The organism is Sphingomonas abaci (assembly GCF_014199625.1).
GTDB classification, from domain to species: Bacteria; Pseudomonadota; Alphaproteobacteria; order Sphingomonadales; family Sphingomonadaceae; genus Sphingomonas; species Sphingomonas abaci.
In genome coordinates, this window is sequence record NZ_JACHNY010000006.1 from 130,559 (window position 1) to 154,629 (window position 24,071).

The 24,071-nt window shown below is 68.6% G+C and carries 18 protein-coding genes and 1 tRNA gene; 4 read left to right on the top strand and 15 right to left on the bottom strand.

Features of this window, described 5'->3' with window-relative positions:
• Positions 1–10: 10 nt before the first annotated feature.
• The 9 genes from GGQ96_RS14510 to GGQ96_RS14550 all read right to left on the bottom strand — a co-directional run bounded on the left by GGQ96_RS14510 (position 11) and on the right by GGQ96_RS14550 (position 10,491).
• On the bottom strand, positions 11–1,405 hold the full coding sequence (locus GGQ96_RS14510; RefSeq protein ID WP_184116021.1) for an efflux transporter outer membrane subunit: 1,395 nt from the start codon (positions 1,403–1,405) through the stop codon (positions 11–13).
• Positions 1,402–2,556: an HlyD family secretion protein gene (locus tag GGQ96_RS14515; protein WP_184116022.1), complete on the bottom strand. Its 1,155-nt coding sequence runs from the start codon at positions 2,554–2,556 to the stop codon at positions 1,402–1,404. The genes GGQ96_RS14510 and GGQ96_RS14515 overlap by 4 nt, the downstream gene beginning before the upstream one ends.
• Positions 2,553–4,232, bottom strand: coding sequence for an MFS transporter (locus GGQ96_RS14520; protein WP_425506706.1), 1,680 nt, complete (start codon positions 4,230–4,232; stop codon positions 2,553–2,555). The genes GGQ96_RS14515 and GGQ96_RS14520 overlap by 4 nt, the downstream gene beginning before the upstream one ends.
• Complete coding sequence (locus GGQ96_RS14525; RefSeq protein WP_184116023.1) at positions 4,229–5,029, bottom strand: DUF815 domain-containing protein; 801 nt, start codon at positions 5,027–5,029, stop codon at positions 4,229–4,231. Before GGQ96_RS14525 ends, GGQ96_RS14520 begins: the two co-directional genes overlap by 4 nt.
• 64 nt (positions 5,030–5,093) lie before the next feature.
• Complete coding sequence (locus tag GGQ96_RS14530) at positions 5,094–7,127, bottom strand: S9 family peptidase (protein ID WP_184116024.1); 2,034 nt, start codon at positions 7,125–7,127, stop codon at positions 5,094–5,096.
• 71 nt (positions 7,128–7,198) lie between these two features.
• Positions 7,199–7,618 carry a hypothetical protein gene (locus GGQ96_RS14535; protein WP_184116025.1) on the bottom strand — a complete coding sequence of 140 codons (420 nt, stop codon included), beginning with the start codon at positions 7,616–7,618 and terminating at the stop codon, positions 7,199–7,201.
• Between the two features lie 74 nt (positions 7,619–7,692).
• A complete protein-coding gene (locus GGQ96_RS14540; RefSeq protein WP_184116297.1) occupies positions 7,693–8,250 on the bottom strand; it encodes a DUF2497 domain-containing protein in 558 nt (185 codons plus the stop codon).
• Positions 8,251–8,276: 26 nt separating this feature from the next.
• The gene (locus tag GGQ96_RS14545) at positions 8,277–9,803 is read right to left on the bottom strand and encodes a TolC family outer membrane protein (RefSeq protein WP_184116027.1); all 1,527 of its coding nucleotides are present in this window, start codon (positions 9,801–9,803) and stop codon (positions 8,277–8,279) included.
• A 4-nt stretch (positions 9,804–9,807) separates the two neighbouring features.
• Positions 9,808–10,491: a protein-L-isoaspartate O-methyltransferase family protein gene (locus GGQ96_RS14550; protein WP_184116029.1), complete on the bottom strand. Its 684-nt coding sequence runs from the start codon at positions 10,489–10,491 to the stop codon at positions 9,808–9,810.
• Positions 10,492–10,695: 204 nt separating this feature from the next.
• On the opposite strand from GGQ96_RS14550, the gene GGQ96_RS14555 reads away from it, so the two are divergent.
• Positions 10,696–10,769: transfer RNA gene (locus GGQ96_RS14555), tRNA-Cys, on the top strand.
• Between the two features lie 54 nt (positions 10,770–10,823).
• On the opposite strand, the gene GGQ96_RS14560 is transcribed toward GGQ96_RS14555, so the two are convergent.
• From GGQ96_RS14560 to ku, 5 genes are all read right to left on the bottom strand, one after another.
• Positions 10,824–11,930: a galactose-1-epimerase gene (locus GGQ96_RS14560; protein WP_221239989.1), complete on the bottom strand. Its 1,107-nt coding sequence runs from the start codon at positions 11,928–11,930 to the stop codon at positions 10,824–10,826.
• Positions 11,931–11,985: 55 nt separating this feature from the next.
• On the bottom strand, positions 11,986–15,081 hold the full coding sequence (locus GGQ96_RS14565) for a TonB-dependent receptor domain-containing protein (RefSeq protein WP_184116031.1): 3,096 nt from the start codon (positions 15,079–15,081) through the stop codon (positions 11,986–11,988).
• A gap of 166 nt (positions 15,082–15,247) precedes the next feature.
• Positions 15,248–17,197: a glycoside hydrolase family 84 protein gene (locus tag GGQ96_RS14570; RefSeq protein ID WP_184116033.1), complete on the bottom strand. Its 1,950-nt coding sequence runs from the start codon at positions 17,195–17,197 to the stop codon at positions 15,248–15,250.
• Positions 17,198–17,300: 103 nt separating this feature from the next.
• Positions 17,301–19,742, bottom strand: a complete 2,442-nt coding sequence (ligD, locus tag GGQ96_RS14575; RefSeq protein WP_184116035.1) for a DNA ligase D — start codon at positions 19,740–19,742, stop codon at positions 17,301–17,303.
• A complete protein-coding gene (gene ku / locus GGQ96_RS14580; RefSeq protein WP_184116045.1) occupies positions 19,735–20,616 on the bottom strand; it encodes a non-homologous end joining protein Ku in 882 nt (293 codons plus the stop codon). The genes ligD and ku overlap by 8 nt, the downstream gene beginning before the upstream one ends.
• A gap of 67 nt (positions 20,617–20,683) precedes the next feature.
• Between ku and GGQ96_RS14585 the strand changes: the two genes are divergently transcribed.
• Entirely contained in the window at positions 20,684–21,220 is a 537-nt protein-coding gene (locus GGQ96_RS14585; protein WP_184116047.1) for a hypothetical protein, read from the top strand.
• Positions 21,221–21,344: 124 nt separating this feature from the next.
• Here the strand turns inward: GGQ96_RS14585 and GGQ96_RS14590 are convergent, their stop codons facing one another.
• Complete coding sequence (locus GGQ96_RS14590) at positions 21,345–21,896, bottom strand: FxDxF family PEP-CTERM protein (RefSeq protein WP_184116049.1); 552 nt, start codon at positions 21,894–21,896, stop codon at positions 21,345–21,347.
• A 503-nt stretch (positions 21,897–22,399) separates the two neighbouring features.
• On the opposite strand from GGQ96_RS14590, the gene GGQ96_RS14595 reads away from it, so the two are divergent.
• Both GGQ96_RS14595 and GGQ96_RS14600 read left to right on the top strand, forming a co-directional pair.
• Entirely contained in the window at positions 22,400–23,278 is an 879-nt protein-coding gene (locus tag GGQ96_RS14595) for an N-acyl amino acid synthase FeeM domain-containing protein (RefSeq protein ID WP_425506707.1), read from the top strand.
• Positions 23,279–23,393: 115 nt separating this feature from the next.
• Positions 23,394–23,945 (top strand): FxDxF family PEP-CTERM protein, encoded by a 552-nt coding sequence (locus tag GGQ96_RS14600; protein ID WP_184116053.1) that lies wholly within the window; start codon positions 23,394–23,396, stop codon positions 23,943–23,945.
• The last annotated feature ends 126 nt before the right edge of the window (positions 23,946–24,071 follow it).

The following is a 24,071-nucleotide window of genomic DNA, read 5'->3' on the forward strand; positions in this document are numbered from 1 at the left end:
CACGTCCCGGTCAGCGGCGGATCACCGCCTCGACCTCGGGGGGCGACCACCCGCCCCCCATCGCCTGGTAAAGCGTGACATAGGCGGTGAGCCGATCGGCCCGCGCCTGGATCAGCGTCAATTCGGCGTTGAGCAGGCCACGTTGCGCGTCGAGCTGGTCCAGATAGCCCGAATATCCCGCGCGGTAGCGGTTCGACGCGTTGCGCAGCGCCGCCGCCAGCGCATCGCGTTGCGCCGCCAGCGCTTGGGCCTGCTCGCCCGAGCGGTGCACCCCGACCAGGCTGTCGTCCACTTCGCGGAATGCGACCAGCGCCGCACGGCGATAGGCGAAGGCGGCCTGATCGCGCCGGGCGATCGCGACGTCGCTCTGCGCCCCCAGCCGCCCGCCATCGAAGATCGGCGACAGGATGCTGGCCCCGATGGAGAAGACGCCGATCGGGTTGGCGAGCGCGGTCGACAGCACCACGCCCGCCGATCCGGTCAACGCCAGGTTAGGCAGCATCGCCGCGCGCGCGCTGTCGAGCGTACGGTCGGCAGCGACCAGAGTCTGTTCGGCCTGGAACAGGTCAGGCCGGCGGCGGAGCAGGTCGGCGGGCAGGCCGTCGGGAATGACCGGCGCGAGCAGGCGTTCGAGCGTTGCGCCGCGCGGGATCGGCCCCGGCGCCGTGCCGAGCAGCAGACTGAGGCCATTTTCCTGCCGCGCCACAGCCAGCTCCGCGGCGGGCACCAGTTGCTCGGTGGCGTGATACTCGCCCTCAGCCTGATGGAGTTCGAGGTTCGATGTATAGCCCGTCTCCGCCCGCCGCCGCGCGATGCGCAGCGCCTCGGCACGCGACGCGAGGGTCTCGCGCGCCACCGCCAGTCGCCGGTCGAGCGCGCGCAGGCTGATATAGCCGGTTGCCACGCTGCTCGCGACCGACAACCGCACCGCATCGCGCGCACCATCGCTGGCGAGCAGTTGCGCCTGGGCGGCCCGACTCGCCTGGCGCAGCCGGCCGAACAGATCGAGATCATAGCTGATCTGCACCGCCGGCTGCGCGCCCAGCGCGTCGCTCGCGGTCCCGAAAGGGCTGACGCTCTGCCCGGCCGTGCCCGGCGACGCGCCGCCGACCTGCGGGATCCGTTGCGCGCGCGCCAACCGGAACTGACCGCGCGCCTCCTCGACCCGCGCCGCCGCGATCGCGAGATCGACATTGTTGGCCAGCGCCCGTTCCACCAACCCGGTCAGCACCGGGTCGCCGAACCCCTGCCACCAATCGGTCCGCACCGGCGCCGCCGACCCCAATGTGGTCCGCCAGCCGGGTGGCGGCGCGACCGTGGCGGAGGGGGGGGCTTCCGGGCGCGGGCCGATGCAGGCCGCTAGCGACAGCGTGATGGAGACGCCAAGGACGCTGCGCTGCCTCACTTCAACGACGGCCCCGTGCTGGTATCGACCCGCGCCTGCACCGACATGCCGGGACGCAGCCGCGCCGCCAGCGCCTGGCCCGGATCAATGCGGATGCGCACCGCGATCCGCTGCGGCACCTTGGTGAAGTTGCCGGTGGCATTGTCGGCCTTCAGCACCGCGAACTCGCTGCCCGCCGCCGGCGAGATGCGCTCGACCCGGCCGGTCAGCCGGGCATTGGCGAGCGCGTCGACCGTGAAGCTGGCGGGCTGGCCGACCATCATCCGCGCAGTCTGCGCCTCCTTGAAATTGGCTATGACCCAGGTCTCGGGCGGGACCAGGAACATCAGTTGCGACCCGGCGGTGACATACTGGCCGACGCGCACGCCGACTTCAGACAGCCGCCCGGCCTCCGGCGCGCGGATCAGCGTATTGCTGAGATCGATCTGCGCCAGCCGCCGCGCCGCCTCCGCGCCCGAAACCCCCGCCTGCTGGCCACCGCGACCGACCTCGACCGTGCGGACATCCTGCCGCGCGATCTCGCGCGCGGCGCGGGCCTGCTTCACCCCGGCCTGGGCCTGGCGCAGCGCCGCCAGCGTCTGGTCGCGCTCGCGCAGCGACACCGAGCCGTCGCGGACCAGATCGTCGACCCGGTTCATGTCGGCCTGCGCGCGCATCAACTGCGCCTCGGCATTGGCGACGGCGGCGTCCTGGGCGGCGAGACTGGCGGCGCGGCTGCGCTCGGCCTGGGCGCTGTTGGCGAGCGTCGCCGATTGCGCCGCGACCTGCGCCTCCGCCTGCTCGACCCGCTGGCGATAGATGCGGTCGTCGATCGTCACCAACGGCTGGCCGGCGCGCACCGTCTCGAAGTCGCGGACCAGCACGCGCGTGACATAGCCCGATACCTGTGGCGCGATGACCGTGGTGCGGCCGCGCACATAGGCATTGTCGGTCGACTCATAGGCGGTGGCGAAGGGCGGAAGCCGCCAGGCCGCCAGCACCGCCAGCACGCCCGCGATCGCCAGCAGGGCAAGCACGAGCGTCGCCGTCCCGCTCGGCCGTTGCGGCTTCCAGCCCGACCCGGCAGCGGGTGTGGCGGACGGCGGCATGGCCTCCGCCGCGCGTTCCTCGGTCACCGGCTCGGCAGCGACCGGCGTGCGGCTATCGGTCATGCGCCCTGCTCCATCGCCTGCCGCGCCGCTTGTCGCGCCCGCCAGGTGCGGCGCAGCAACAGGAACAGGAGGTAGAGGAAGGTCGCCGCCGCCAGCACCGCGACCAGGCGGAACACGTCGTCATAAGCCAGCACGTTCGCCTCCCGGGTCGCCGCCTGCGACAGCAATGCGCCGCCCTCCGCGCTGCGCAGGCCGGGGTCGCCGATCACCCGGCCGACCGCCGCGCCGCCGGCCTGGAGGCGCTGCGTGACCAGCGGATTGGTCGGGTCGACCGCATCGACGATGGCGGCGCTGTTCGCCTTCTCGCGCACCACTTGGTAGGTGCCGAGCAACGCGGTCCCGGCCAGGCTGCCGACCGAGTTGATGATGCCGAACAAGGCAATGAAGCTGATGATGTGCCCGGCCCCTTCCTTCAATGCGCGCGTCATCCCGAACAACAACGCCGGTCCCAGGAAAAAGGTGGCGGAGAAGGCGATTAGCGCCTGGGTGACATAGAGCTCGGGGGCGCGCGTCAGGCTGGTCGACTGCGCATCCATCCAGGCCGCCACCGCGACCAGCCCGACCGCCAGCATTACCGGATGCGCCAGCCGCTCGACGTCCAGCGTCACCGCGCTCAGCACCACGCCGACGACCGACGCGATGAAGATAATGGTGAAGAACGGCCCCAACTGGTCGTTGTTCTGGCCCAGCGTGGTCAGCAGACCGACCGCCGCATAGCTCTGCTCCGCCAGCACGATCCTGGCCATCAGGGTGACGATGGCGAAGCGTACGATGTCGGCGCTCGCCAGCCAGCGCGTGTTGATCAGCGGGTTGACGCGGTGATGCTCGATCCACAGCGCCGCCGCCAGCAGCGGGATCGCGCCGATCAGCGACCAGCCGATCCAGGCGGCATTGGTCCACCAGACGATCCGCCCCAACCCCAGCACCGCCGAGAACAGCGCCATGGCCCCGGCATAAAGGGTGAAGGTGACGAAATCGAGCGGCTCGAACGCGCGTTGCCGCGTGGTGGGCGGCAGGCGCAGCGCGGCCACCGCGGCGAAGGACAGCAGCGCCAGCCCCAGTTCGAACAAGTACAGCGTCCGCCATTGCGACATGGCGAGCAGCTCCGGCGAGAAGAGCCGCGCCAGCGGTGTCGCGCATTGCGGCACCCCGATGCCGACCACCACCGCCTTCAGCCGCCACTTCGCCGGCAGCGCCTGCATCATGTAATAGAGGCCCAGGCTCGACAGCGCCGCCGCCGCCATGCCGCTCGACGCCCGCACGACGATCGCCGACCAGAAGTCGTGAACGAACAGGTGCGCGCAGGTCAGCGCCACATAGAGGCCGACGAACAGCAGCGCGAAGGGCCGCAACCCGAATTGCTGGCGGAACTTGATCAGCAGCAGGTTGATGCTGACATTGCTCATCACATAGACGGTCGGCAGCCAGGCGATCTCCGCCGGGTCGAGGCCCAGCGCCCCCTGCAACGTATAGGTGTTGGCGGAAACCAGCGCATTGCCCAGTCCGGCGGTGAGCCCGACCAGGATCGAGATCGCGCCGTAGGCGATCCGGCGCCGCGTCGGATGGTCGGGCGATCCGGGCGAGCCCGGCATGGCCGGCCGCTCGTGCGGCGCGAAGGTCCAGTCCTCCTCCGTCAGGAACCGGCGCGCGCGCCCGAACAGGGCGGCGGCGGTCACAGCGCCACGCCCTCGCGACCGGCGACGTCCACGATGTAATGCCAGGCGACGCGGCCCGATCGGCTGCCACGCTGCGTGGCCCAGCGCACCGCGAGTTCGGGGTCGTAGGACAGGCCGTACGCCGCAGCATAGCCGGCGACGATCGCCAGATACTGGTCCTGGTCGATCGCGTGGAAGCCCAGGCTCAGCCCGAACCGGTCGGCGAGCGCGAGATGGTCGTCGATCGAGTCGCGCGGGTTGATCGCGCTGTCCTGTTCGGCGATGTCGCGCGCGGCGATGTGGCGGCGATTGGCGGTGACCAGCAGCCGGACATTCGCCGGCCGCGCCTCCGCGCCGCCCTCCAGCATCGAGCGGAGCAGCCGGGCGTCGGCCGGATCGTCGACCCCCAGATCGTCGACGAACAGGGCGAAGGCGCGCGGCACCGGGGCAAGCACCGCGAACAGGGCGGGCAGTTGGTGCAGCGTCGCCACCTCGACCAGCGCCAAGTCGCCGCCCGCCGCCTGCACCGCGCCGACCGCGCTCTTGACCAGCGCCGACTTGCCGGTGCCGCGCGCGCCCCAGAGCAGCACGTCCTGCGCCGCACGGCCGCTGGCGAGCCGATCGAGATTCCCGACCAGCGCCGCCTTCTGCCGGTCGATGCCCAGCAGGCGGTCCAGCGGCTGCGGCACGAAGGCGCGGGTCGCCGCCAGCACGCCGTCCCGCCAGACATAGGCGGGATGGGCGCGCGGGTCCGCCGCGGGCGGCGGCGGCGGCGACAGGCGTTCGAGGGCGGCGGCGATCCGGTCGAGAGCATCCATGCGCCCGGCCTAGTGAAAAGATCGCCGAATGACAGCCCCCGATCGCTGCAAGGATCGCAGGGACTTACTTGGTCCAGCGATCCATCCAGCCCAGCACCTCGCCATACCATTGGCGCGAGTTGCGCGGCTTCAGCACCCAGTGGTTCTCATCGGGGAAGACGACCAGCCGCGACGGGATGTCCCGCCGCTGAAGCGCGGTGAACGCCGCCAGTCCCTGGGTATAGGGAATGCGGAAGTCCTTCTCGCCGGTGATGACCAGCATCGGCGTCTTCCAGTTCTGGACGTAGTTGACCGGGTTCCACTTCTCGAAGGCGGCGGGGTCTTCGTAATAGGTCTTGCCGCCATGCTCCCATTCGTCGAACCACAGCTCCTCGGTCTCATAGGCCATGGCGCGGGCGTCGAACACGCCGTCGTGCTGGACGATGCACTTGAACCGGTCGGGCCACTTCCCCTCGATCCAGTTCATCATATAGCCGCCGTACGACGCGCCGAGCGCGCAGGCGCGGTTGCTGTCGAGCCAGTCGAATTTGGCGGTCGCCGCTGCGAGCCCCTTTTGCAGGTCCTCCAGCGGCCAGCCGCCCCAATTGTTGCTGATCGAGTCGGTGAAGCGCTGGCCATATCCGGTCGATCCGTGGAAATCGACCGCCACCGTCGCATAGCCGCCGCCCGCGAACACCGCCGGGTTCCAGCGATAGGACCAGCTGTTGTTGCTCGACCCTTGCGGCCCGCCATGGACCATGAAGGCGATCGGCGCGGGCGTGGTCGCGCCGGCGGGCTTCACTGCATAGCCCCAGACCGTGTCGCCATTCGCGCCGGTGAAGCTGAAGCGCGACACGGTCGGCATGTCGATGCCGGCCAGCTTCTCTGCATTGACGCTGGTCAGGCGCAGCGGCGTGCCGCCCTTGGATGGAACCATGAAATAGTCGTCGGGCGCGACCAGGCTGTTCATCGCCACCACGGCGCCCCTGGGCACCACCGCGACGGCCGAGACATGGCCCTGCCCGGTCAGGCGCGTCACCTTGCCGCTGGTCGCGTCGACGCGGAACAGCGGCGTCTCCTGCGTGTCGTCGGCGGTGACGTAGAGCGACTTGCCATCGGGCGCCCAGGCGATCGAGCCGACCGAACGGTCCCATGCCTCTGTCAGCGGCCGCACCTGGCCGGTCGCCAGGTCGCGGATCATCAGCACCTGCCGATCCGCTTCGAAGCCGGGTCGCTTCATCGCGAAATAGGCGAGCGTCCGGCCATCGGGCGAAACGGTCGGCAGGTTGTCGGTCGCCTGATTGTCCTTGGTCAGGTCGACCGGGGCGGACGACCCATCGGCGGGAGCGGCGAAGATGTCGAGATTGGTCGAGGTCGCCTCGATCCGCCCCGCCTCGCGCATGGCGAAATAGACGGTGCGGCTATCGGAGCTCCACGCCACCTCCTCAGCCCCGCCGAACGGCTTGGACGGCGTGTCGCCGATCAGCGCGCCGACGATCGGCGTACCCTCGCCGGTCGCGCCGGCCGCGGTCAGCGGCAGCACGAACAGCTGCGAGCGGTTGCCGTCGGCCCATGTGTCCCAGTGGCGCACGAAGAGCTGGTCATAGGTGCGACCCGACCCGGCATCCTCCGCCTTCTTCTCGGCGGCGGGCGCCAGGCTGGGCGCACCGGGCTTGCGATCGGCCCAGACCAGCAGCTTGCTGGCATCGGGCGACACCTTGAAGCCGTTGAAGCCACCGGCGAACCGGGTGACCTGGCGGGCGGGGCCGCCGGTGACCGGCATCGCCCAGACCGCGCCGTCGCCGCCACCCTTGTCCGAAGTGAAGTAGACGGTGTCGCCGACGATTTGCGGGTCGTTCTCGTTGACGCCGGGCTCAGCCGCCAGCGTCTCGGGCCGGGCGCCGCGCTTGGTCAGGTCCAGCCGCCACAGGTCGTAGCGCCCCTTGTTGGCGGCGATGTCGGTCTCGCGCTGCGCCCAGACCAGCCAATGCCCGTCCTTCGACGCGGCCGGCGCGCCGATGCGGCTGAGCATGGTCAAGTCCTGGATGGTGAACGGCCGGGCGGCAGCCGGCGCGGCGACGGAAGCGAGCGCGACGCCCGCGAACAGGAGTGTCTTCATGGCCGTTAGGGTAGAGCAGATCAGGCCGCGGCTTCAACCGTCCCACGCATGGATGGGGGAGGCCACCTTGTTCAGTAGGAGCGTTGCTTGATCCCCCAGCGTCCGCCGTCGAAGGTGACAATCCAAAGGTTGAGATGACGGCTGATGACAGAGCCATTCGCACGGTTACGCGTATAGTCCAGTATCAGATGAACTTTCCGAGGGCTGGCCAACACCGCATCATGACGCAGGTAATGCGTCTTCGCCCATCCGGTCTGTCGGTGAAGGTCATCAAAAAAGGAGAGCGGCATCTGCCCGCCCTCTGGCCATATCAGCATCGTCTCCCCGGAGAGAATGATATGCGGGAAGTGCAACTGTGCATCCATTCCGGCGAAATCATGGGCGTTGAAGCACGCCGTGAAGGCTTCGACACAATCGATCGCCGCTGCCACCGCCTCTGTGTCAACGGCACCGCGATGCCCTGGCTGGAACAGGGTATCCACCCCTGCCATCGCCCCACTCCCAATCTTTATCCGCTGTTTGGGTGACCGTCAGGCGGCCGGACCAGCCGGACCGCCCGCCGCCCTTACAGGCCGCTCCCGGTGATCCGCTTGATCTCGCTCTGGACCATCGCCTCGACCATGCCGGGCAGGTTCGCGTCCAGCCATTCGCGCAGGACCGGGCGCAGCATCTCGCGGACCAGGCCCTCGAGCGTGCCGTCGCTGCCTGGTTCCGGCTTCACCATCAGGCGCGCGAGCTGGTCGAGCGCACCGCGGCTGGCCGCGACGGTCTGGCTGGAGACGATGGCGCCCGAGTCGAGCGACGGCGCCGCCGGCGTGACCGGGTCCTGTGCAGGGGCCGAAGCGGGCTCGGCCGCGACCTGCGGTGCTTCGGGCGTCACGGCCGCCGGCTCGGGCTGGCGCGCCGGCTGCACCGGAGGCTGGGCCGTAGCCTGGGACTCAGCGCCTTCGACCGGCTGGGAGAGTTCGAGCACTTCATCCTCATCCTCCTCGTCTGGGACCGGCGCCTGGACGACGCGGCCCATGCGGCGACCCCGCGTCGGCCCGCTTTCCTCCTCCGCGATAATCCGCTTGATCGAGGAGAGGATCTCTTCCATCGACGGCTCGGCGCTCATGTCCCCCATCACCGCAATTCCCTGTTCGGCCACCGTCATTGGCGGCTCGGTGCCGACGCACCTGTGGTCAGAGCGGGGCTTCTGTCAACGCCCGACTCCAGCACAGGGTCCAGCGGCCGTCGCACCGTGGCGTCCTGCGCCGGCGTGCCAGCGGTGCTGGTCGCCACCGCGTCGGGCTCGCCATCCCCGCCGAAGTCGTTGAAGCGATTGCGCACGCGCTTGTAGTTCAGCGTCGGATCATAGAGCGACGCTCCCTCCAGGTTGAGGTCGCGCGCCTCCGCATCGCCCATCGCGGCGAGCAGCGCGAAGCCGGCGACATAGGCGTCGCGCCGCGCCGTCACCAGCGTCACCTGGCTGTTGAGCAGCTCCTGCTCGGCGTTGAGGATGTCGAGGATCGTGCGCGTGCCGACGCTGTTCTCGGCCCGTACGCCCTCCAGGCTGAGCTTGTTGGCGCTGACCGCCGTCTCGGCCGAGGCGATCACCTGTTGCGACGAGCGATAGACCGCAAAGGCCGAACGGGTCTGCGCGATCACCTGACGCTCAGCGGCGGTGACGTTCTCGATCGCCTGACTACGCAGCGCCTCCGCCTGGCGGACCTGCGCGGCGGGGCGACCGCCCTGGAACAGCGGCACGGTCAGCGCCAGGCCGACATTGGCGGACTGGCCCGACTGACCCGGCTTGATATTGGTGCCGGCGCCCAACGCACCCAGATAGTTGAAGTAGTTGCCGCCCACGACGACGTTTAGTCGCGGCAGCCGGCTGGCGCGCGCGACATCGATGTCGAACCGCGTCGCGTCACGCTGCTTGCCGGCCGCGAGCAGGGTCGGATTTTCGCGCAACGCCTCGGCCACCGCGTCGGCGGGCGACTTGGGCAGGTTCGGCAAGGGCGGCGGCGGCTGGAGGTCGGTCGGCGCGTCGCCGACGAAGCGGATGTAGTTCTCGCGGCTGGAGATGAGCTGCGCCTCGGCCGACTGGAGCTGCGCGCGCGCCTGGGCCAGCCGCGCCTCGGACTGGGCCACGTCGGTGCGGGTGAGGTCGCCGACCTGGAACCGGTCGCGGCTGGCGTTCAGGTTGACTTCGAGCACCCGGACGTTCTGGCCGTTCAGCCCGACGATCGCCTCGTCGCGGATCACGTCCATATAGGCGCCCACGACGCTGGTGAACAATTGCGCCTCGGTGCCGCGCAGCTGCGCCTGCCCGGCCTCGACCCGCGTCTCCGCGCCGCGCACTGCGTTTCGCACCGCGCCGCCCTGGAAGACGGGTACGGACAGCTGGGTGGTGCCCTGGGCCAACCGCGCCGGGTTGCTCAGCGTGTTGCTGGTCGACGGATTGGGGACCAGCACGTTTTCGGTATAGCCGCCCGTCGCCGAAACGCTGGGCAAGCCGTTGGCGCGGGCGATCGGCACATTCTCGTCCACCGCGCGCAGGTTGGCGCGCTGTCCCGTGATCGTCGGGTTGGTCTCATAAGCCTTGAGCAGCGCGTCGCGCAGCGTGTCCGCCGACACGGGCGCAGCCAGGACTAGGCCGGCGAACGCAGCGCCGGCGACACGGGACGGGCGCATCGGATCAGAACCGGAAGGCGGCTGGCTTGGCGAAGCCGGGCAGCACGACGCATTCGGCATCGACGAACGGCACGACACCGACGCCGCCCTCGGTCCGGCGACCGCTGCACAGGCGAGTGACGCCCTTGTCGACGATGCCGGCGGCGATGCGACCCTCGACGCGCAGCTGCGCGATCAGCGCGGCGGGCAGTTCCTCGACCGATCCGTCGACCAGCAGCACGTCATAGGGCGCACCCGCCGCATGACCGTCCGCCATCGGCCCCTCGACCCAGTGGATGCCGACGGCCCCGGGCAGCGCCGCGCGCGCGGTGGCGAGCAGCCCGGCGTCGCTCTCCACCGCCGTCACCGTCGCGCCCAGCTCGACCAGCACCGCCGCGGTGTAACCGGTCGCCGCGCCGACCAGCAGCACCCGGTCCTCGGGCAGGATCGCGGCCTCGGTCAGCAGTCGACCGGTCGCCATCGGATTGTTGAGATACCGGCCCCGGCCGAGCGGGATGGGCGTGTCGCGATAGGCGAGCGTGCGGGACTCGGCCGGCACGAACTCCTCGCGCGGAACGCTGGCCATCGCCGCGACCACTCGCACATCGTCCACGCCCGTGGTGCGAAGCTGGCTCGCCACCATCGCATGACGCATCGCCGCCGTATCGATCATCCCCGTGCCCACCCCAAATTCGCTACCCATGGTCATCCCTTCGCACAGGTGTCGTACCCATGCAATACACTTGTTGCGTTCGCTTTCTACCGCGCGGGGCTTTCGTCGCCAAGCGTAGAGAGGGACGCGGCTTTCCGCCGGCGCGGCACGGCCGGGCGCGCGATCGACCATGCGAAAATCGCACATGGCTGGTTGACGCGGGCGAAAAACATGCCCATTGCGCCGCCTCCACCGCATCGAGGCGCGATGGCGGAGTGGTGACGCAGAGGACTGCAAATCCTTGCACCCGGGTTCGATTCCCGGTCGCGCCTCCAGAACATGCGGACGCGGGACAGGCCTTGGTCGGCGCATGGTCCCCGAACGTTTTGCTATCCCAAGGCCCGACAATCCGACACGGCGTGACTGTCCGTGCCGAAGCGCCAGATCGTGGTCTGGCGATAGAGCTGTCCCGGCCGCAGGATCGTGGTCGGGAAGCGCGGCTGGTTCGGCGAGTCCGAGACATGCTGAGACTCCAGCGCGACGCCGTCGCCGGGCTGATAGACGTGACCGCCCGGCCCCGAATCCTGCCCGTCGATATAGCCGCCGGTATAGACCTGCATCGATGGTTCGGTCGTCTCCACCGTCAGCGTCCGCCCTGACACCGGATCGACCAGCCGCGCGACCGGCGCGAGCCGGCCCACCGGTTTGTCGAATAGCCAGCCATGATTATAGCCGCGCGCGGTCACCGGCGGCCGGGGATCGGCGAGCGCCGCGCCGATCGGGCGCGGGCAGCGGAAGTCTAGCGGCGTCCCGGCCACCGAGGCCAGCGCCCCGGTCGGAATGCCAGCCGGATCGGTGACGATCGCGCGCGTCGCCGCCAGTTGCAGCCACTGGCGATAGACGGAGCCGCTCGCCTCCCCCGCCAGGTTGAAATAGCTGTGATTGGTCAGGTTGAGCGCCGTCGGCCGGGTCGTTCGCGCGCGATAGTCGATATGGAGCGCATTGTCGGCCGCCAGTCGATAGGTGACGGTGACGGTCAGCCGTCCGGGGAAATGCTGGAAACCGTCTGGGCTGACCAGCGTGAAGGTCGCCGCCCGGCCATCGGCAGTTCGCGACACCTGCCAGTCGACCGTGTCGAAGCCTTGGGCACCGCCGCCATGCAGCGCATTGCGGCCGTCATTGGCGACGAGCGCCACCCGCTTGCCGTCGATGGTGAATTCCGCGCCCGCGATCCGGCCGGCATAGCGGCCGATCGTCGCGCCGAACCCGTTCTTCCGGACCTTGGCGCGATAGTCGGCGGCGCGGGGATAGCCGAGCACGACATTCGCCATCCGCCCCTGCCGGTCGGGGGCCTCGATCGCCATGACGATCGCACCCTGGCGGAGCAGGCGCACGGTCATGCCGTTCGCGTTGCGGAGCGTAACGATGTCGCCGGCGGGCGGAGACGCCGGGGCCGGCGTGGAAACGGCAGCGGCCAGGATCAGGAGGTTATGCACCCCCCGATCCTAGCCCGCCCGCCCCGCCCTTGCGAGCGTGTTCAGACCAGACCGATCAGAAGTTGATCGTCGTGCCGATCGCGATGTTGCGGCCCAGCGAATCGTAGCGCTGGGGGATGGTGTTGCTGCGCGCCAGGCTGATATTGTACGAATCCGGCACGATCGGCGGCGTCTTGTCGAACAGGTTGTTCGCGATCAGGCGCAGCGAGAACTGCTTGGCGATCGCGAAGTTGAGCGCCAGGTCGAAATAGCTGGTCGGCGCGATGCGGTAGAAGCTGGTCCGAACCCGGTCCGGGGTGCCGCCGATCGCCGCGTCGCCCGAATTGTCGGCATTGGTCAGCGACCCGATATAGCGCCAGTTGAACGACGCGCTGAACCCCTTGTCGGCGGTCGTGTACGTCGTGCGCAGGCCGTGGCTCCACTTGGGGATGAGCTGGCCGCAGCCATTGCCGTAATAGCCCGCGCAGTTGCGCTGCGGCTGCACCGGCGAGTCCTGCCCGCCGATGAAGTCGGTGATGGAGCCGTTGAAGCCCAGGTCGATCCGCCCGGCCGCCTCCAGGTTCAGTGCGTATTGCGCCTGGAAGTCCCAGCCGCGCGCGATCGAGGTGTAGTAGTTGGTCGTGCCCTGGCGGATGAAGCCGGTGGTCGGGTTGGCGCCCGCGTTCGAATAGAGCGTCCCGGTGCCTGGATTGCGGACCAGCCCCTGACAGAAGAACTCGTCACCGTTCGAGCGGAGGCAGCCATCGGTGTAGTAGCTATAGTCGTTATAGCCGAGCGAGTTGTCGATCTTGATCCGGTACCGGTCGACCGAGAAGATCAGGCCGCGCACGAAGCGGGGCTTCACCACCAGGCCATAGGTCTGGGTATAGGCGGTCTCCGGATCGGCGACGAAGCCGCCCGAGCGGACCGTGCAGCCGGTCGCCCCGGTCGCCGCATCGCCCGGACAGATCAGCGACGGGCTGCCATAGAGCGAGTCCGCCAGCCCCGTGGCCCGGCACACCTCGCGCGAGGCGATCGGCGCACCGTAGGTCACGCCGCCGTTCGGATTGGTCGTGACGGTGGGGGCGCAGAAGTCGTTGAACGTGCCGCTGCCACCGCGCGCGAACTCGATATTGGTGGCCTGGCGGATCTCGATCACGGTCGGCGCGCGCTGCGCCTTGTTGAACGAGGCGCGGAAGGTCAGATCGGGGATCGGCGCATAGACGCCCTCCGCCTTCCAGGTGTTGAACGACTTCGGGTTGCTGCTGTATTTCGAGACGCGATAACCGCCATTGGCCTGGAGCAGCTCGACGAACGGCTTGTGCTCGACCAGCGGCACCTGCACCTCGACGTTCGCTTCCCAGACATCCTGGCTGAGGTTGGTGTCGCTGCCGCCCAGCGCCGCGCGATAGGCGCTGTCGGCGAAGGATTGGAGCGTGTCCTTGCGATATTCGGTGCCGAGTGCGATCGCCACGCCCTGCTCGGCGAAGGGGGAAGTGATGCCGTACTTGCCCAGGTCGCCACTGACATTGGCCAGCACGTCGTACAGCGTGCCGCGCGTCGCCGAGGTGCCGGTGCCGAACAGATAGTTGATGAGCGCGGGGTCGGTGTTGCCGGCGCTGAACGCGTCGAAGGGGACGCAGGCCGGATCGCTCGTCGTCGCGCAGGTCGGCGCGGCGCGGGTGCCGCCGACGTTGATCGCGTTCTGCAGGCGGCCGGGAATGCCGAAGCTGGGCGTATAGTCCTGACGGTTGCGCGCATAGACGCCACCGACATCATAGGTCCAGGCGTCGCCCACCTTGCCGCGCACGCCAGCGGTCAGGCGGACGCCGGTGTTGAGAAAGCGGTCGGGCCGGTCCGAGTTCTCGCCCAGGCGATAGCGCAGGTCGATCGGCGCCAGCGCCGCGGTGCCGGCCGCCGCGCCGCAGATCGCGGTGGCCTGGCTCGCCGACAGGAAGGGGTTGTTGCAGTTGACCTGCACCGTCCCGCCCGCGATCGTCGGATAGTTGTTGTACGACTTGTCGCGGAACCAGATGCCCGAGCCATAGATTTCGGCCTCCGGCGCGAGCTTCAGCGTGACGAAGCCGCCGGCATTCACCCGCTCGGACGGCCGCTGATAGGCATAGCCGCTGAAATAGTTGGAGGCATTGCCCGCGCCCGCGCCAAACGGCACGAAGTTGCGCGAGCCGTCCGGATTGTTGACGTACTGCGCGCCCTGATTGGCCCCGCTCTGCGGCGTGATGAGGCCGCTGGTCGAGCTGCTCGGCGTCAGGCCGCAGGACAGCGGTCCGTTGCGTTGCAACTGGGTCAGGTAGCAGCCCGAATTCGACCGGTCGGTCAGCCCGACCTCCTCGGTCTTGCGATAGTTGACGAAGCCGTTGACGCTGAGCGCGCCGTCGAACAATTTCTTGCCGGCAGTCAGCGTGATGTCGGCGCGGCCGCCATCATTGGTCCAGCCACGCTGGCTGCCGAAGCCGGCGGCACGCGCCAGCGGCGACACGATCGTGTCCTTGTTGTCGTGATTGTAGAAATTGTAGTTGGCGTCGAGCTGGAGCCCTTCGAAATCCTTGCGCAGGACGAAGTTGACCACGCCAGCGATCGCGTCCGAGCCGTAGACCGACGAGGCGCCGCCGGTCAGCACGTCGACCCGCTCGAGGAGCGAGGTCGGGATGATGCCGACGTCCTGGCCGTTCTGCGTGCCCAGCCGCTTGCCGTCGATCAGCACCAGCGTGCGCTCGAAGCCAAGGCTGCGCAGCTTGATGCGCTGGCGGCCATCGGAATCGTTATAGGTCTGCTGGTTGTCGGGCGCGATCTGCGGCAGGCGGTTCAGCACGTCCTCGACATTGACCGCCGCCTGCGCCTGGATGTCCTGCCGCGTGACCGAGGTGATCGGCGCCGCGGAGGTGACGTTGGGGCGGTTGATGCGCGTGCCCGTCACCACGATGTCGCCGCCGGGGCTGGCGCCCGGCTGGCCCGCGATCGCCGCGGCGCGCTGTTCGGACGCGACCTCGGCCTGTGCGGTAGGATCAGCGGCGACGGACGGATCGGCCTGGGCCGGCGCGGCGGTGGCGGAGTTCTGCATCGCCGGCATGTCCTGCGCGGCGGCCGGCACGGCGAGGACGCCCAGCGCACCGAGCAGTGCGATACGCGATACCGAGTGAACGAGCATCATGTTCCCCTCTTCTCCCGGCGTGTCGGTCCGCCGGTCAAGCCATAGGACCAATATGTCCTAATTGCTGACCGGGTTAATACCTAAGTATCCACCACGCAACGACTTTTGTGGCGAGTCTGTGAAATACCTTTTCAGTACCAACAGGAGGACAGGATAGGCTGGACCATCAGTGACCGTGGGCAACCAGGCCGGGCGCGTCGGCGACGAACCGGTCGAGCACGCCGTCCGCGATCCGGATCGGACCGTCGAACCGAGTCGCGCCGGGAATGGACTGGACCGCCGCCGCCTCGGCTGCCAGCCGCCGGGCCTCGGCGAAATAGCCGGTCGCGGCAGCGCTACCCTGTTCAGCCGCCGACAGCCCGGCAGCGCTCAGCCGCAGCGTCCGCCCCCAAAGGCGCATCGCCTCGAGCCAGGGCGCGGACTGCGCGGCGAAGGCCGGATCGCCGACGCCCGAGCGGATGATGTCGGGCGCATCCGTCAATTCGTCCGCCACCCTCGCCAGCATGGCCAGCGCCGAGCGGCGTTCCGCCGCGTCGCCATGCGCCAGCGCATCGCGCACCGCGTCCAGTTCCGCCTTCAGCCGCGGCGCCTGGGGCTGCCATGGCTGGCTGCCGAACGTCGGGGCCATATGCTGCGTGTCGAAGAAGCGTAGCAGCGCCTCAGTCGCGCGTTCGTCGTTTCCGGCAAGCGCGCGCGCGGCGGCCAGCCAGATGCGGTCCGGATCATAGCCGCGATCGTTCCAGGCGAAGGCCGCCACACCCGTCACCGCGACCCGGCTGGGGGCCTCCTGGTTCATCGGGTTGGACAGGATGCCGCTCAACTCGCCCGATAGCCCCGCCTCGCGCCGGGCATAGGGGGCGAGCAGCAGCCGACCGGTCGTCTGGGCGTAGTCGTTGACGGGATAATTGTCCCACAACAACGTCTTGCGCCCGAACGCCTTGGTCGCAGCCTTGGCGTCCGGGATCGAGATGGCTGGCGGCACGACATCCGTGCCCGTCCATTGCACGACGACGCGCGGGTCGAGATTCGCACGCAGCGCCGCCTTGTAGGGCGTCTCCTTGGCATCGTAATATTCGGTCGGGACCATGATCAGTGGCCGCGCCGACGGATCGCGCGCCGCCAGGTTCGCCTGCACGGCATTCAGGAAGCGCGACTGCGCCACTCCCGCCGCCTGTGCGCCCGAAGGTCCGAAGGCCGCCTTGTCCGCGTCGCAATTCCACTTGGTATATTCGATGTCGTCGAGCGCGACATAGAAGCTGTGGACGCCGATGCCGCGCAAGGCATCGAACTTCCGCTCCAGCGCCTGGATGTCGGCCGGACTGGAGAAGCAGACGGTCGGCCCCGGCGACAGGGCATAGACGAAATCGACATGGTCGGCGCGCGCCCGCGCTGCCAGCGTGCCCAACTCGGCCAGCGTCGTGGCCGGATAGGGCTCGCGCCACCGCGCCCGGGCATAGGGGTCGTCCTTGGGACTGTAGACATAGGTGTTCGCCTTGACCGTGGCGAGGAAATCGAGATGCCGGACCCGGTCGTCATGCGTCCAGGGCTTGCCGTAGAAACCCTCGATCGTCCCGCGGATCGGCATCGCGGGATGATCGCCGATGGTCAGCGCCGGGATCGTTCCCGTCCGCGCGAGCTGGCGAAAGGTCTGCACGGCATGGAACAGCCCATCCGCGTCATGCCCGGCCAGCACGACCGTGCCGGCCGTGCCGGCCGTGCCGGTCGCCCGGACGGCAATCGCGTAACCCTCGGCATGATCGTCCGATGCCGCCCGCGCCCGCGCCAGCGCGTCGCGCACCACGGCGCTGTCGTCGCGGCCGAGCACGATGATGGTGCTCCCAGGCGTCACGGGTGGACGCTTCGCCTCCGCGATGGTGCTCACGCCGGCGTCGCTCAGGACCTGGCGGACCAGGGCGACGGTCCCCGGCTCGGTGCCGGGCGCCACGACCAGCGTCACCGACGGGCCGAGCGCGACCTGGCCGCGCGCCAGGTCGAGGGCGACCGGCTCCGGAAACAGGGCCGGGCGAGCGACCATCTCCGCGCCGGCCGTGACCGCCGGCGAAAGGACGGTCGCCATGCCCAGGCCCAGCGCCCGCAATTTCCAGCCCTGTCGCATCGCTCGACCTCCCCGGTCCTTAATTGGTCCTATCGATGGAGGGCTAAGGCATTGCAGGGGGTATGACAAGCTTCCTGCCGGAACGGGCCGGTCTGGGCGCTGGTCAGATGGCGGGCAAGCCCTGGTCCGCCACGCCCCAGCCGTCCAGCGCCGGCCCTTGCGCCCGCGCGATCAGCGTGGCGGCATCCGCGATGCTCCACGGGGCGGCGGTATCGATGGCGCGCAACTCGGTCCAGGACACGGGCGCGGCGACCGGCGCGCCGGACCGCGCGCGGGCGGAATAGGGCATCACCGCCGTGCTGCCGCGCTGGTTGCGCAGCCAGTCGATGAAAATCCGGCCGGCGCGCCGCGACTTGCTCATGGTCGCGACGAACCGGTCCGGCTCCATCGTCGCCAGCGCGCGGGCGAAGCGTTCGGCGAAATGTTTGACGGTCGCCCAGTCCGCGTCCGGCCGCAGCGGCACCACGACATGCACCCCCTTGCCCCCCGACAGCAGCGGAAAGCTGGTCAGCCCCAGTTCCGCCAGTTGTTCCTTCAGATGTTCGGCCGCCTTGCGGGTGTCCGCGAAGGCGAGGCCCTCGTCCGGGTCCAGGTCGAACACCATGCGGTCGGGCCTCTCGATCGCGGCGACCGACGATCCCCAGCCGTGAAACTCGATTCCCCCCATCTGCACGCACGCGACCAGCCCGTCCGCATCGTCGACATAGAGGTAATCGTCGCTCACCCCCGCCTTGTCCCGGATCGCCACGCGGTGGACATGTTCGCCAAAGCTGCCGGCATCGTGTTTCTGGAAGAAGCAGCGCCGCCCCCGGCCCTGCGGACAGCGAACCAGGCTGACGGGGCGGTTGCCGGCGAAGGGCAGCATCAGCGGCGCAAGGGTGGCATAATAATCGGCCAGGTCGCCCTTGGTCCGGTCGCTGTCGGGGAAGATCGGCCGGCTGCGATGCGTAACGTTCACGCTCACGGCGCCGGCCGGCGCGGCCGGCGCGGCCGCGGGCGCGGCATCGGCCAGCCCAAGGAAGCTGGCATGGCGCAGCAGCCCGTCCGGCGTCGCCTCCGCATAGGCGACCTCCACCGAGAGGCTGGGGGTAACCCAATGCGCGTCGCGGACCATGGCGCGCGGCGCCGCGACGGTCGGCGTCGTCCGCGCCAGCCGGTCCAGCGTCGCCCGAACCGCCTCCATCGTCGATGCATCGAAACCGGTGCCGACCTTGCCGGCATAGACGAGACCGTCCGCCCCCTCCTGCCCCAGCAGCAGCGAGCGGAAGCCGCGCCGCTTGTCCGATGCCAGCCAGCCGACGACCCGAAACCGGCCCCGCTGGATGCATTTCACCTTGATCCACGCGCGCGTCCGGCCCGAGCGGTAGGGCGCGTCGGCGCGTTTGGAGACCACGCCCTCCAGCCCGTCGCGGCACATCTGCTCCAGCAACGCCTCGCCCTGCCCGACGACATGTTCGGAGAAGCGGATCGCATCCGGCCCCTGATCCAACACGGCGCGAAGGCGCGCCTTGCGGTCCAGCGTCGGCCGCTCGGTCAAGTCCTCACCGTCCTGCTCGATCAGGTCGAACGCCATCAGCGCCATGTCGCCACCGTCCGCGATCGCGGTCTTGAGCGTGGAGAAGTCAGGCCGGCCGTCGCGGAACGCCACCACCTCGCCATCGATCAGCACGCTGCCGGGCAAGGCCGCCGCCGCCCGGGCGATGGCCGGGAAGCGGTCCGTCCAGTCCAGGCCCGTGCGCGTGAAGACCCTGGCCTTGCCGCCACCGGTCGAGACCAGCACGCGGTAGCCGTCGAACTTGATCTCGTGCAGCCAGCCCCCGCCGCTCGGCACGACGTCCTGCAAGGTGCAGAGCTGCGGCGCGTGGAAGTCGGGCATCGCGCCACTGCGCCGCCGGGTGGGGGCGGCGTTGCGCTTCGCCGGCGCGGCACGGGTCGGACCAGGCTTTCCCTCGGCGATCTCGGCCATGGTCCGGCCGGTCGCGACGCTGGTCAGCGCCTGTTCGACCAGCGCGTCGGTCGCGCCCGCCGAGTCGTCGCGAACCTTGCGCAGCAGCCAGTTCTCGCGCGACTCGCGACCTCGGGGCTTCAGGCGGATCAGCATCCACTCGCCGCGCATTCGCTCGCCGTCGAGCCGGAAATGGAGATGCCCCTGCTCCAGGTCGGCCGCCGACTTGCCCGCAACCGGCGACCACGTCCCCCGGTCCCATAGCATCACCGTGCCGCCGCCATATTCGCCCTTCGGGATGACGCCCTCAAACGTCGCATAGGAGAGCGGATGGTCCTCGGTCCGCACCGCCAGCCGCTTCTCGTCCGGGTCGAGGCTGGGGCCCCGCGTCACCGCCCAGCTCTTCAGCACGCCGTCCACCTCCAGCCGGAGATCCCAGTGGAGGCGCGTGGCGTCATGCTTCTGGACCAGAAAGCGGTCGGCCCGGCCCGCCCCCGGCGTTCCGGCCGGCTCCGGCGTGCGCGTGAAATCGCGTTTGGCGTTGTAGGTCGCCAGCGGATCGCCATCGGGCGCGCCCTTGCGACGGCGCCGGTCAGGCACGTTTCTTGGTCGCGGGCTTGCGTGCCGGGGTCTTGCGCGCCGGCGTCTTGCGCGCGGGCGGCGTCTCGTCGGGGACCGCCTTGTCCTTGCCGCCCATCGACTGGCGCAGCGCCGCCATCAGGTCGACGACGTTGGACGGCTTGGCGGCGTCCTCCACTCCGTCATCCTCGACCAGCTTTCTGCCGCGCGACTTGCGCTTGCGTTCGATCAGGTCCTTCAGCGCGTCGACATACCGGTCGTGGAACTCCTGCGGATGGAACGGGCCGCTCTTCCGGTCGATCAGCGCCTCGGCCAGGTCGAGCAGTTCGCCCTCGGGCTCAGCGTCCGGAATCTCGCGGAAATAGCCCTGCGCCTTCTCCATCTCGTCGGCGTAGCGCAGCGTCTCCAGCACCATGCCGCGCCCCGAGGGCTTGAGACTGACGACATATTCGCGGCCGCGCAACGCGAGCTGGCCCAACCCCACCTTCTTCGTCCGCTTCAACGCCTCGCGCAGCACGATGAACGCTTCGTTCGCCAGATCGTCCGCGGGCACCACGAAATAGGGTTTCTCGTAATACAGGACATCGATCGCATCGGCATCGACGAATTGGGTCAGTTCCAGCGTCTTCTTCGACTCCAGCTTAACTGCATCGATCTCGTCCTGTTCGAGCAGGACATATTCGCCCTTCTTCACCTCATAGCCCTTCATGATCTCGTCCTTGTCGACGGGACCGATGCCGGTGACCACTTTCTCGTAATGGATCGGCTTGCCGCTGGGCTCGTGGATCTGCTTGAACGCGATCGTCGCGCCCGAACGGGTGGCGGAGTAGATCTCCACCGGGATGCTCACCAGCGCGAGCTTGATCTGTCCCTGCCAATAGGCGCGCGCGGCCATGAAGCGTTCTCCCTTTTGGCTCAGCAACGTACGAGCCCCGTGGGCAGTTCACGCACGGGAGGCGCAGATGGCGAAACTGAAGGTATTCACTACCCCGATCGGCTTTCACGATGCCTATGTCGCGGCTCCCAGCCGCGCGGCGGCGCTGCGCGCCTGGGGCAGCGAGCGCGATCTCTTCGCGCGCGGACTGGCGCATGAGGTGACCGACCCGGCGCTGACCCGCGATCCGCTGGCTCAGCCCGGCACGGTGATCCGGCGGTCCCGTGGCTCGGCGGCGGAGCAATTCGCCGCGCTGTCGGAGGCGGAAGGACCGGCCAGGAGCAAGCGTCGGCACGGCGATGCGCCCGCGCCCGCCGCTCCGCCGCCGCCACGCCCGTCGCGAAACGCGCTCGATCAGGCGAAGGCGGCGCTGGAATCGGCCGTGGCGCGTCACCGCCAGGAGGATGAAGCCGCCCAGGCGCGCGTGGCGGAAGCACAGCGCCAGCAACGCGACCTGCGGCGCAGAAACGCGCGCGAGGCCAAGGATCTCCAGACCGCGCTGGACGATGCGCGGGACCGGTATGATCGCGCCATGCACCGGTGGCGCGCCGACATCGGCGCGTGATCCAAGAGGCCGGCGCATGAAAAAGCCGCCGGCGAAACGCCGGCGGCTGATCCGGACGTGCCGGGCGGCCCCTGCCCGCGAACGCTTGCCGCGTCCCCGGACAGATGGCCGAACGGGCGTCGCCTTAGGCGAAGACGACCTTGGTCGAGCGACGACGGAAGCGCGCGGTCGCACCGACCATCGCGAAGCCGACGAGCATCAGCGCCCAGGTGGCCGGCTCCGGCACCGCCGACGGGATGAACGACGCCTGGCCGCCATAGGCACCGTTGCCGCGCGACAGGCCGGTGACGGTGATGGTGTTCAGGCGGCCAGCGACGATCGGAACCATGTTGGCGAACGCGAACTCGAACGCGCCGTTGCCCAGGCGGGTGATCGTCGCCGCGGTGTCGTTGATCAGCACCGAGGTGAAGTCCAGGTCGTTCGGCGCGCCGACGAAGTTGGTGCTGGTGGTCACCGTGCCGCTGCCAACGCCGTTGAACGGGAGCGTGAAGGTGAAGGTGTCGGTGAACGTGCCGGCCGCGATGCCCGTGTTGTAGAACGCGCCCGAGACGGTGCCGTTCGGACCCTGCGTGGCGGTGAAGTTGGCGCTGCCGACCGGGAAGGTGGCGGCCTGAGCGGCCGGAGCCACCGCGATCGCTGCCATGCCGGTCAGAGCCGAGAAGATAATGCGCTTCATCTGAAATTCCTTAAGGAGGCCCCCGCCCCGAGAAAGTGCCCATAACCGGTTAAAACGAAACAAATAAGGCAATTTAACCACGTTTTCGTGTCTGTCACATTTTGGGACAGTAAGCGCGATCTGGATAACGAACGGCGGTAAGGCCTCCTTTGGAGCCATCCCTCAAGCGGTTGGATTCTCTGGAAAGGTGGCAGGAGCAACGATCAGATGCTCCGACATGTGGGCTTGCACCCGTACCGGTTCGCCGCGTTGCACCGTCCCGAATATGGACTCCGTGAGGAAGCGCCGCCAAAAGACTGATTAGAAAGCCGGAACCGCAAGGACGGTCAGCGAACGAGGCATCAGGGCGAGAAAGGGGTCCGACACCGGCATGCCGCCGGGCGACAGGCGTGGTCACGCTTTGTCAATTCAATGACTTAACCCGATGATAAGCTGGATGATGGCATAAATGTCCATCGCCCGGCAACCGGTGCCTCGTGCATCGAACTCTGGACTAGGCAGCTATGTATCACGCACATCCGAATAGCTTTTTGCCGCAATCCCGCTCCCTGTTCGATCCAGGGTGCATCAGCCAGCCCACCGCTTGCCGTACAAAGGGCGATGGAGACCTTTGTTCCACGCACCAGTCCGACGCTTCGATCCGGATCGCCGCGACCGACGAGCATCGCCAGGCCGCCAGCGATCTTCTCAACCGCATGTATGCCTGGCGCGGCTATGGCAGCGACCATGTCATTCCGGCCTCGCCCGATCATGTCACCTTCAATGCGCTGTTTTGCTGCCAAGCCGCGGGCACGATCACGCTGGCGGTTGACACGCATGGCCGCCTCGCGGCCGACACGCTGTTTCGCGACCAGCTCGATATCTATCGCGCCCGAAAGGGGGCGCGGATTTGCGAACTGACGAAACTGGCGTTCGACGTGCCCGACTCTTCGAAGGCGCTGCTCGCCGCCCTGTTCCACAGCGTCTTCATCTATGGCTATCGGCGCTATCTCTGCACCGATCTGTTCATCGAGGTGAACCCGCGGCACCGCCGGTTCTACCAGGCGATGCTCGGCTTCGAGACGGTGGGGGAGATACGGCACCATCACGGCGTCGACGCCCCGGCGCAGCTGATGCACCTGCCGATCAGCGCCATCCGCCGCGCGATCGATGCGATGGCGCATGAGGAGTCGCCGCACTCGGTCCGCTCGCTCTACCCCTTCTTCTTCCGCCCCCAGGAAGAGGACGACATCTATATCAAGCTCGACCGCGCTGAGCTTCGCCTGGGTGCGGAACGGACGGCTGCTGCGCGCCATGCCCCGGCTCCTCGTCTTGAACGTGGCTCGGCCGCCCGTCTCGCCGCCTTGCAGCGCGGAGTGGCCGAACGGCCATCGGGAGGCTGAAACCGGTTACCGACAAAATTCGTATTAACATAGGATTAACGTTAGAACCTCCTGAGAAATCCGGCGTTTCGCGCTCACCATCATGACGGCAGCAACCGTCAACAGGGAGGTCAGTATGAAGAACGCTTTTCTCGCCGCCGGGGTCGCGGCCCTCGGTTTCGTTGTCGCTCCGTCGGCTCAGGCCGCCACCTTCCCGGTGGGCAGCCCGAATTTCACCGCCACGCCCGGCCCGAACGGCACGTTCGCTGGCGCGTTCTTCAACACCGGCATCGCCGCGGGTGCGTTCACCGACACCTTCACCTTCACGCTGCCCGCCGACGGCTTCGGTAGCGGCACTGTGACGACCAGCGCGAACTTCCTCGGCAGCGCGAACGATCTCGACTTCACCTCGGTCCTGATCAACGGCGTCGAGGCGGAACTGTTCACGGCCGGGGGCGGCGTGTTCGAATCGGCCTATGCGAACCTGATCCCGATTGTCGCGGGCCAGCTCAACACCATCACCGTGACCGGCGTCTCGCGCGGCAACGGCGCCTATGGCGGCCAGGCCAGCTTCGTGCCCTCGGCGATCCCGGAGCCGGCGACCTGGGCGATGATGCTGCTCGGTTTCGCGATGGTCGGCGCCGCCGCCCGTTATCGCAAGCGTTCGACCAACGTCCGCTACGCCTGATCGCACCCGCCGGATCAGTAACCGAAGGCCGCCAGGACACTGGCGGCCTTTTTTTCACCGTGATCCTTAATGATCGGCGGCATTGAACCAGATTGATCTTCGGCCGTTTTTCCTAACGCAGATGCA

What these genes read in the sequence shown, in the direction of transcription:
- GGQ96_RS14565 (WP_184116031.1), bottom strand. Translation starts at nt 15,081, where the DNA reads ATGATGCTCGTTCACTCGGTATCGCGTATCGCACTGCTCGGTGCGCTG.
- GGQ96_RS14600 (WP_184116053.1), top strand. Translation starts at nt 23,394, where the DNA reads ATGAAGAACGCTTTTCTCGCCGCCGGGGTCGCGGCCCTCGGTTTCGTT.
- GGQ96_RS14515 (WP_184116022.1), bottom strand. Translation starts at nt 2,556, where the DNA reads ATGACCGATAGCCGCACGCCGGTCGCTGCCGAGCCGGTGACCGAGGAA.
- GGQ96_RS14550 (WP_184116029.1), bottom strand. Translation starts at nt 10,491, where the DNA reads ATGACCATGGGTAGCGAATTTGGGGTGGGCACGGGGATGATCGATACG.
- GGQ96_RS14530 (WP_184116024.1), bottom strand. Translation starts at nt 7,127, where the DNA reads ATGAAGACACTCCTGTTCGCGGGCGTCGCGCTCGCTTCCGTCGCCGCG.
- GGQ96_RS14535 (WP_184116025.1), bottom strand. Translation starts at nt 7,618, where the DNA reads ATGGCAGGGGTGGATACCCTGTTCCAGCCAGGGCATCGCGGTGCCGTT.
- GGQ96_RS14590 (WP_184116049.1), bottom strand. Translation starts at nt 21,896, where the DNA reads ATGAAGCGCATTATCTTCTCGGCTCTGACCGGCATGGCAGCGATCGCG.
- GGQ96_RS14585 (WP_184116047.1), top strand. Translation starts at nt 20,684, where the DNA reads ATGGCGAAACTGAAGGTATTCACTACCCCGATCGGCTTTCACGATGCC.
- GGQ96_RS14525 (WP_184116023.1), bottom strand. Translation starts at nt 5,029, where the DNA reads ATGGATGCTCTCGACCGGATCGCCGCCGCCCTCGAACGCCTGTCGCCG.
- GGQ96_RS14595 (WP_425506707.1), top strand. Translation starts at nt 22,400, where the DNA reads ATGTATCACGCACATCCGAATAGCTTTTTGCCGCAATCCCGCTCCCTG.
- GGQ96_RS14540 (WP_184116297.1), bottom strand. Translation starts at nt 8,250, where the DNA reads ATGGGGGACATGAGCGCCGAGCCGTCGATGGAAGAGATCCTCTCCTCG.
- GGQ96_RS14545 (WP_184116027.1), bottom strand. Translation starts at nt 9,803, where the DNA reads ATGCGCCCGTCCCGTGTCGCCGGCGCTGCGTTCGCCGGCCTAGTCCTG.
- GGQ96_RS14570 (WP_184116033.1), bottom strand. Translation starts at nt 17,197, where the DNA reads ATGCGACAGGGCTGGAAATTGCGGGCGCTGGGCCTGGGCATGGCGACC.
- ku (WP_184116045.1), bottom strand. Translation starts at nt 20,616, where the DNA reads ATGGCCGCGCGCGCCTATTGGCAGGGACAGATCAAGCTCGCGCTGGTG.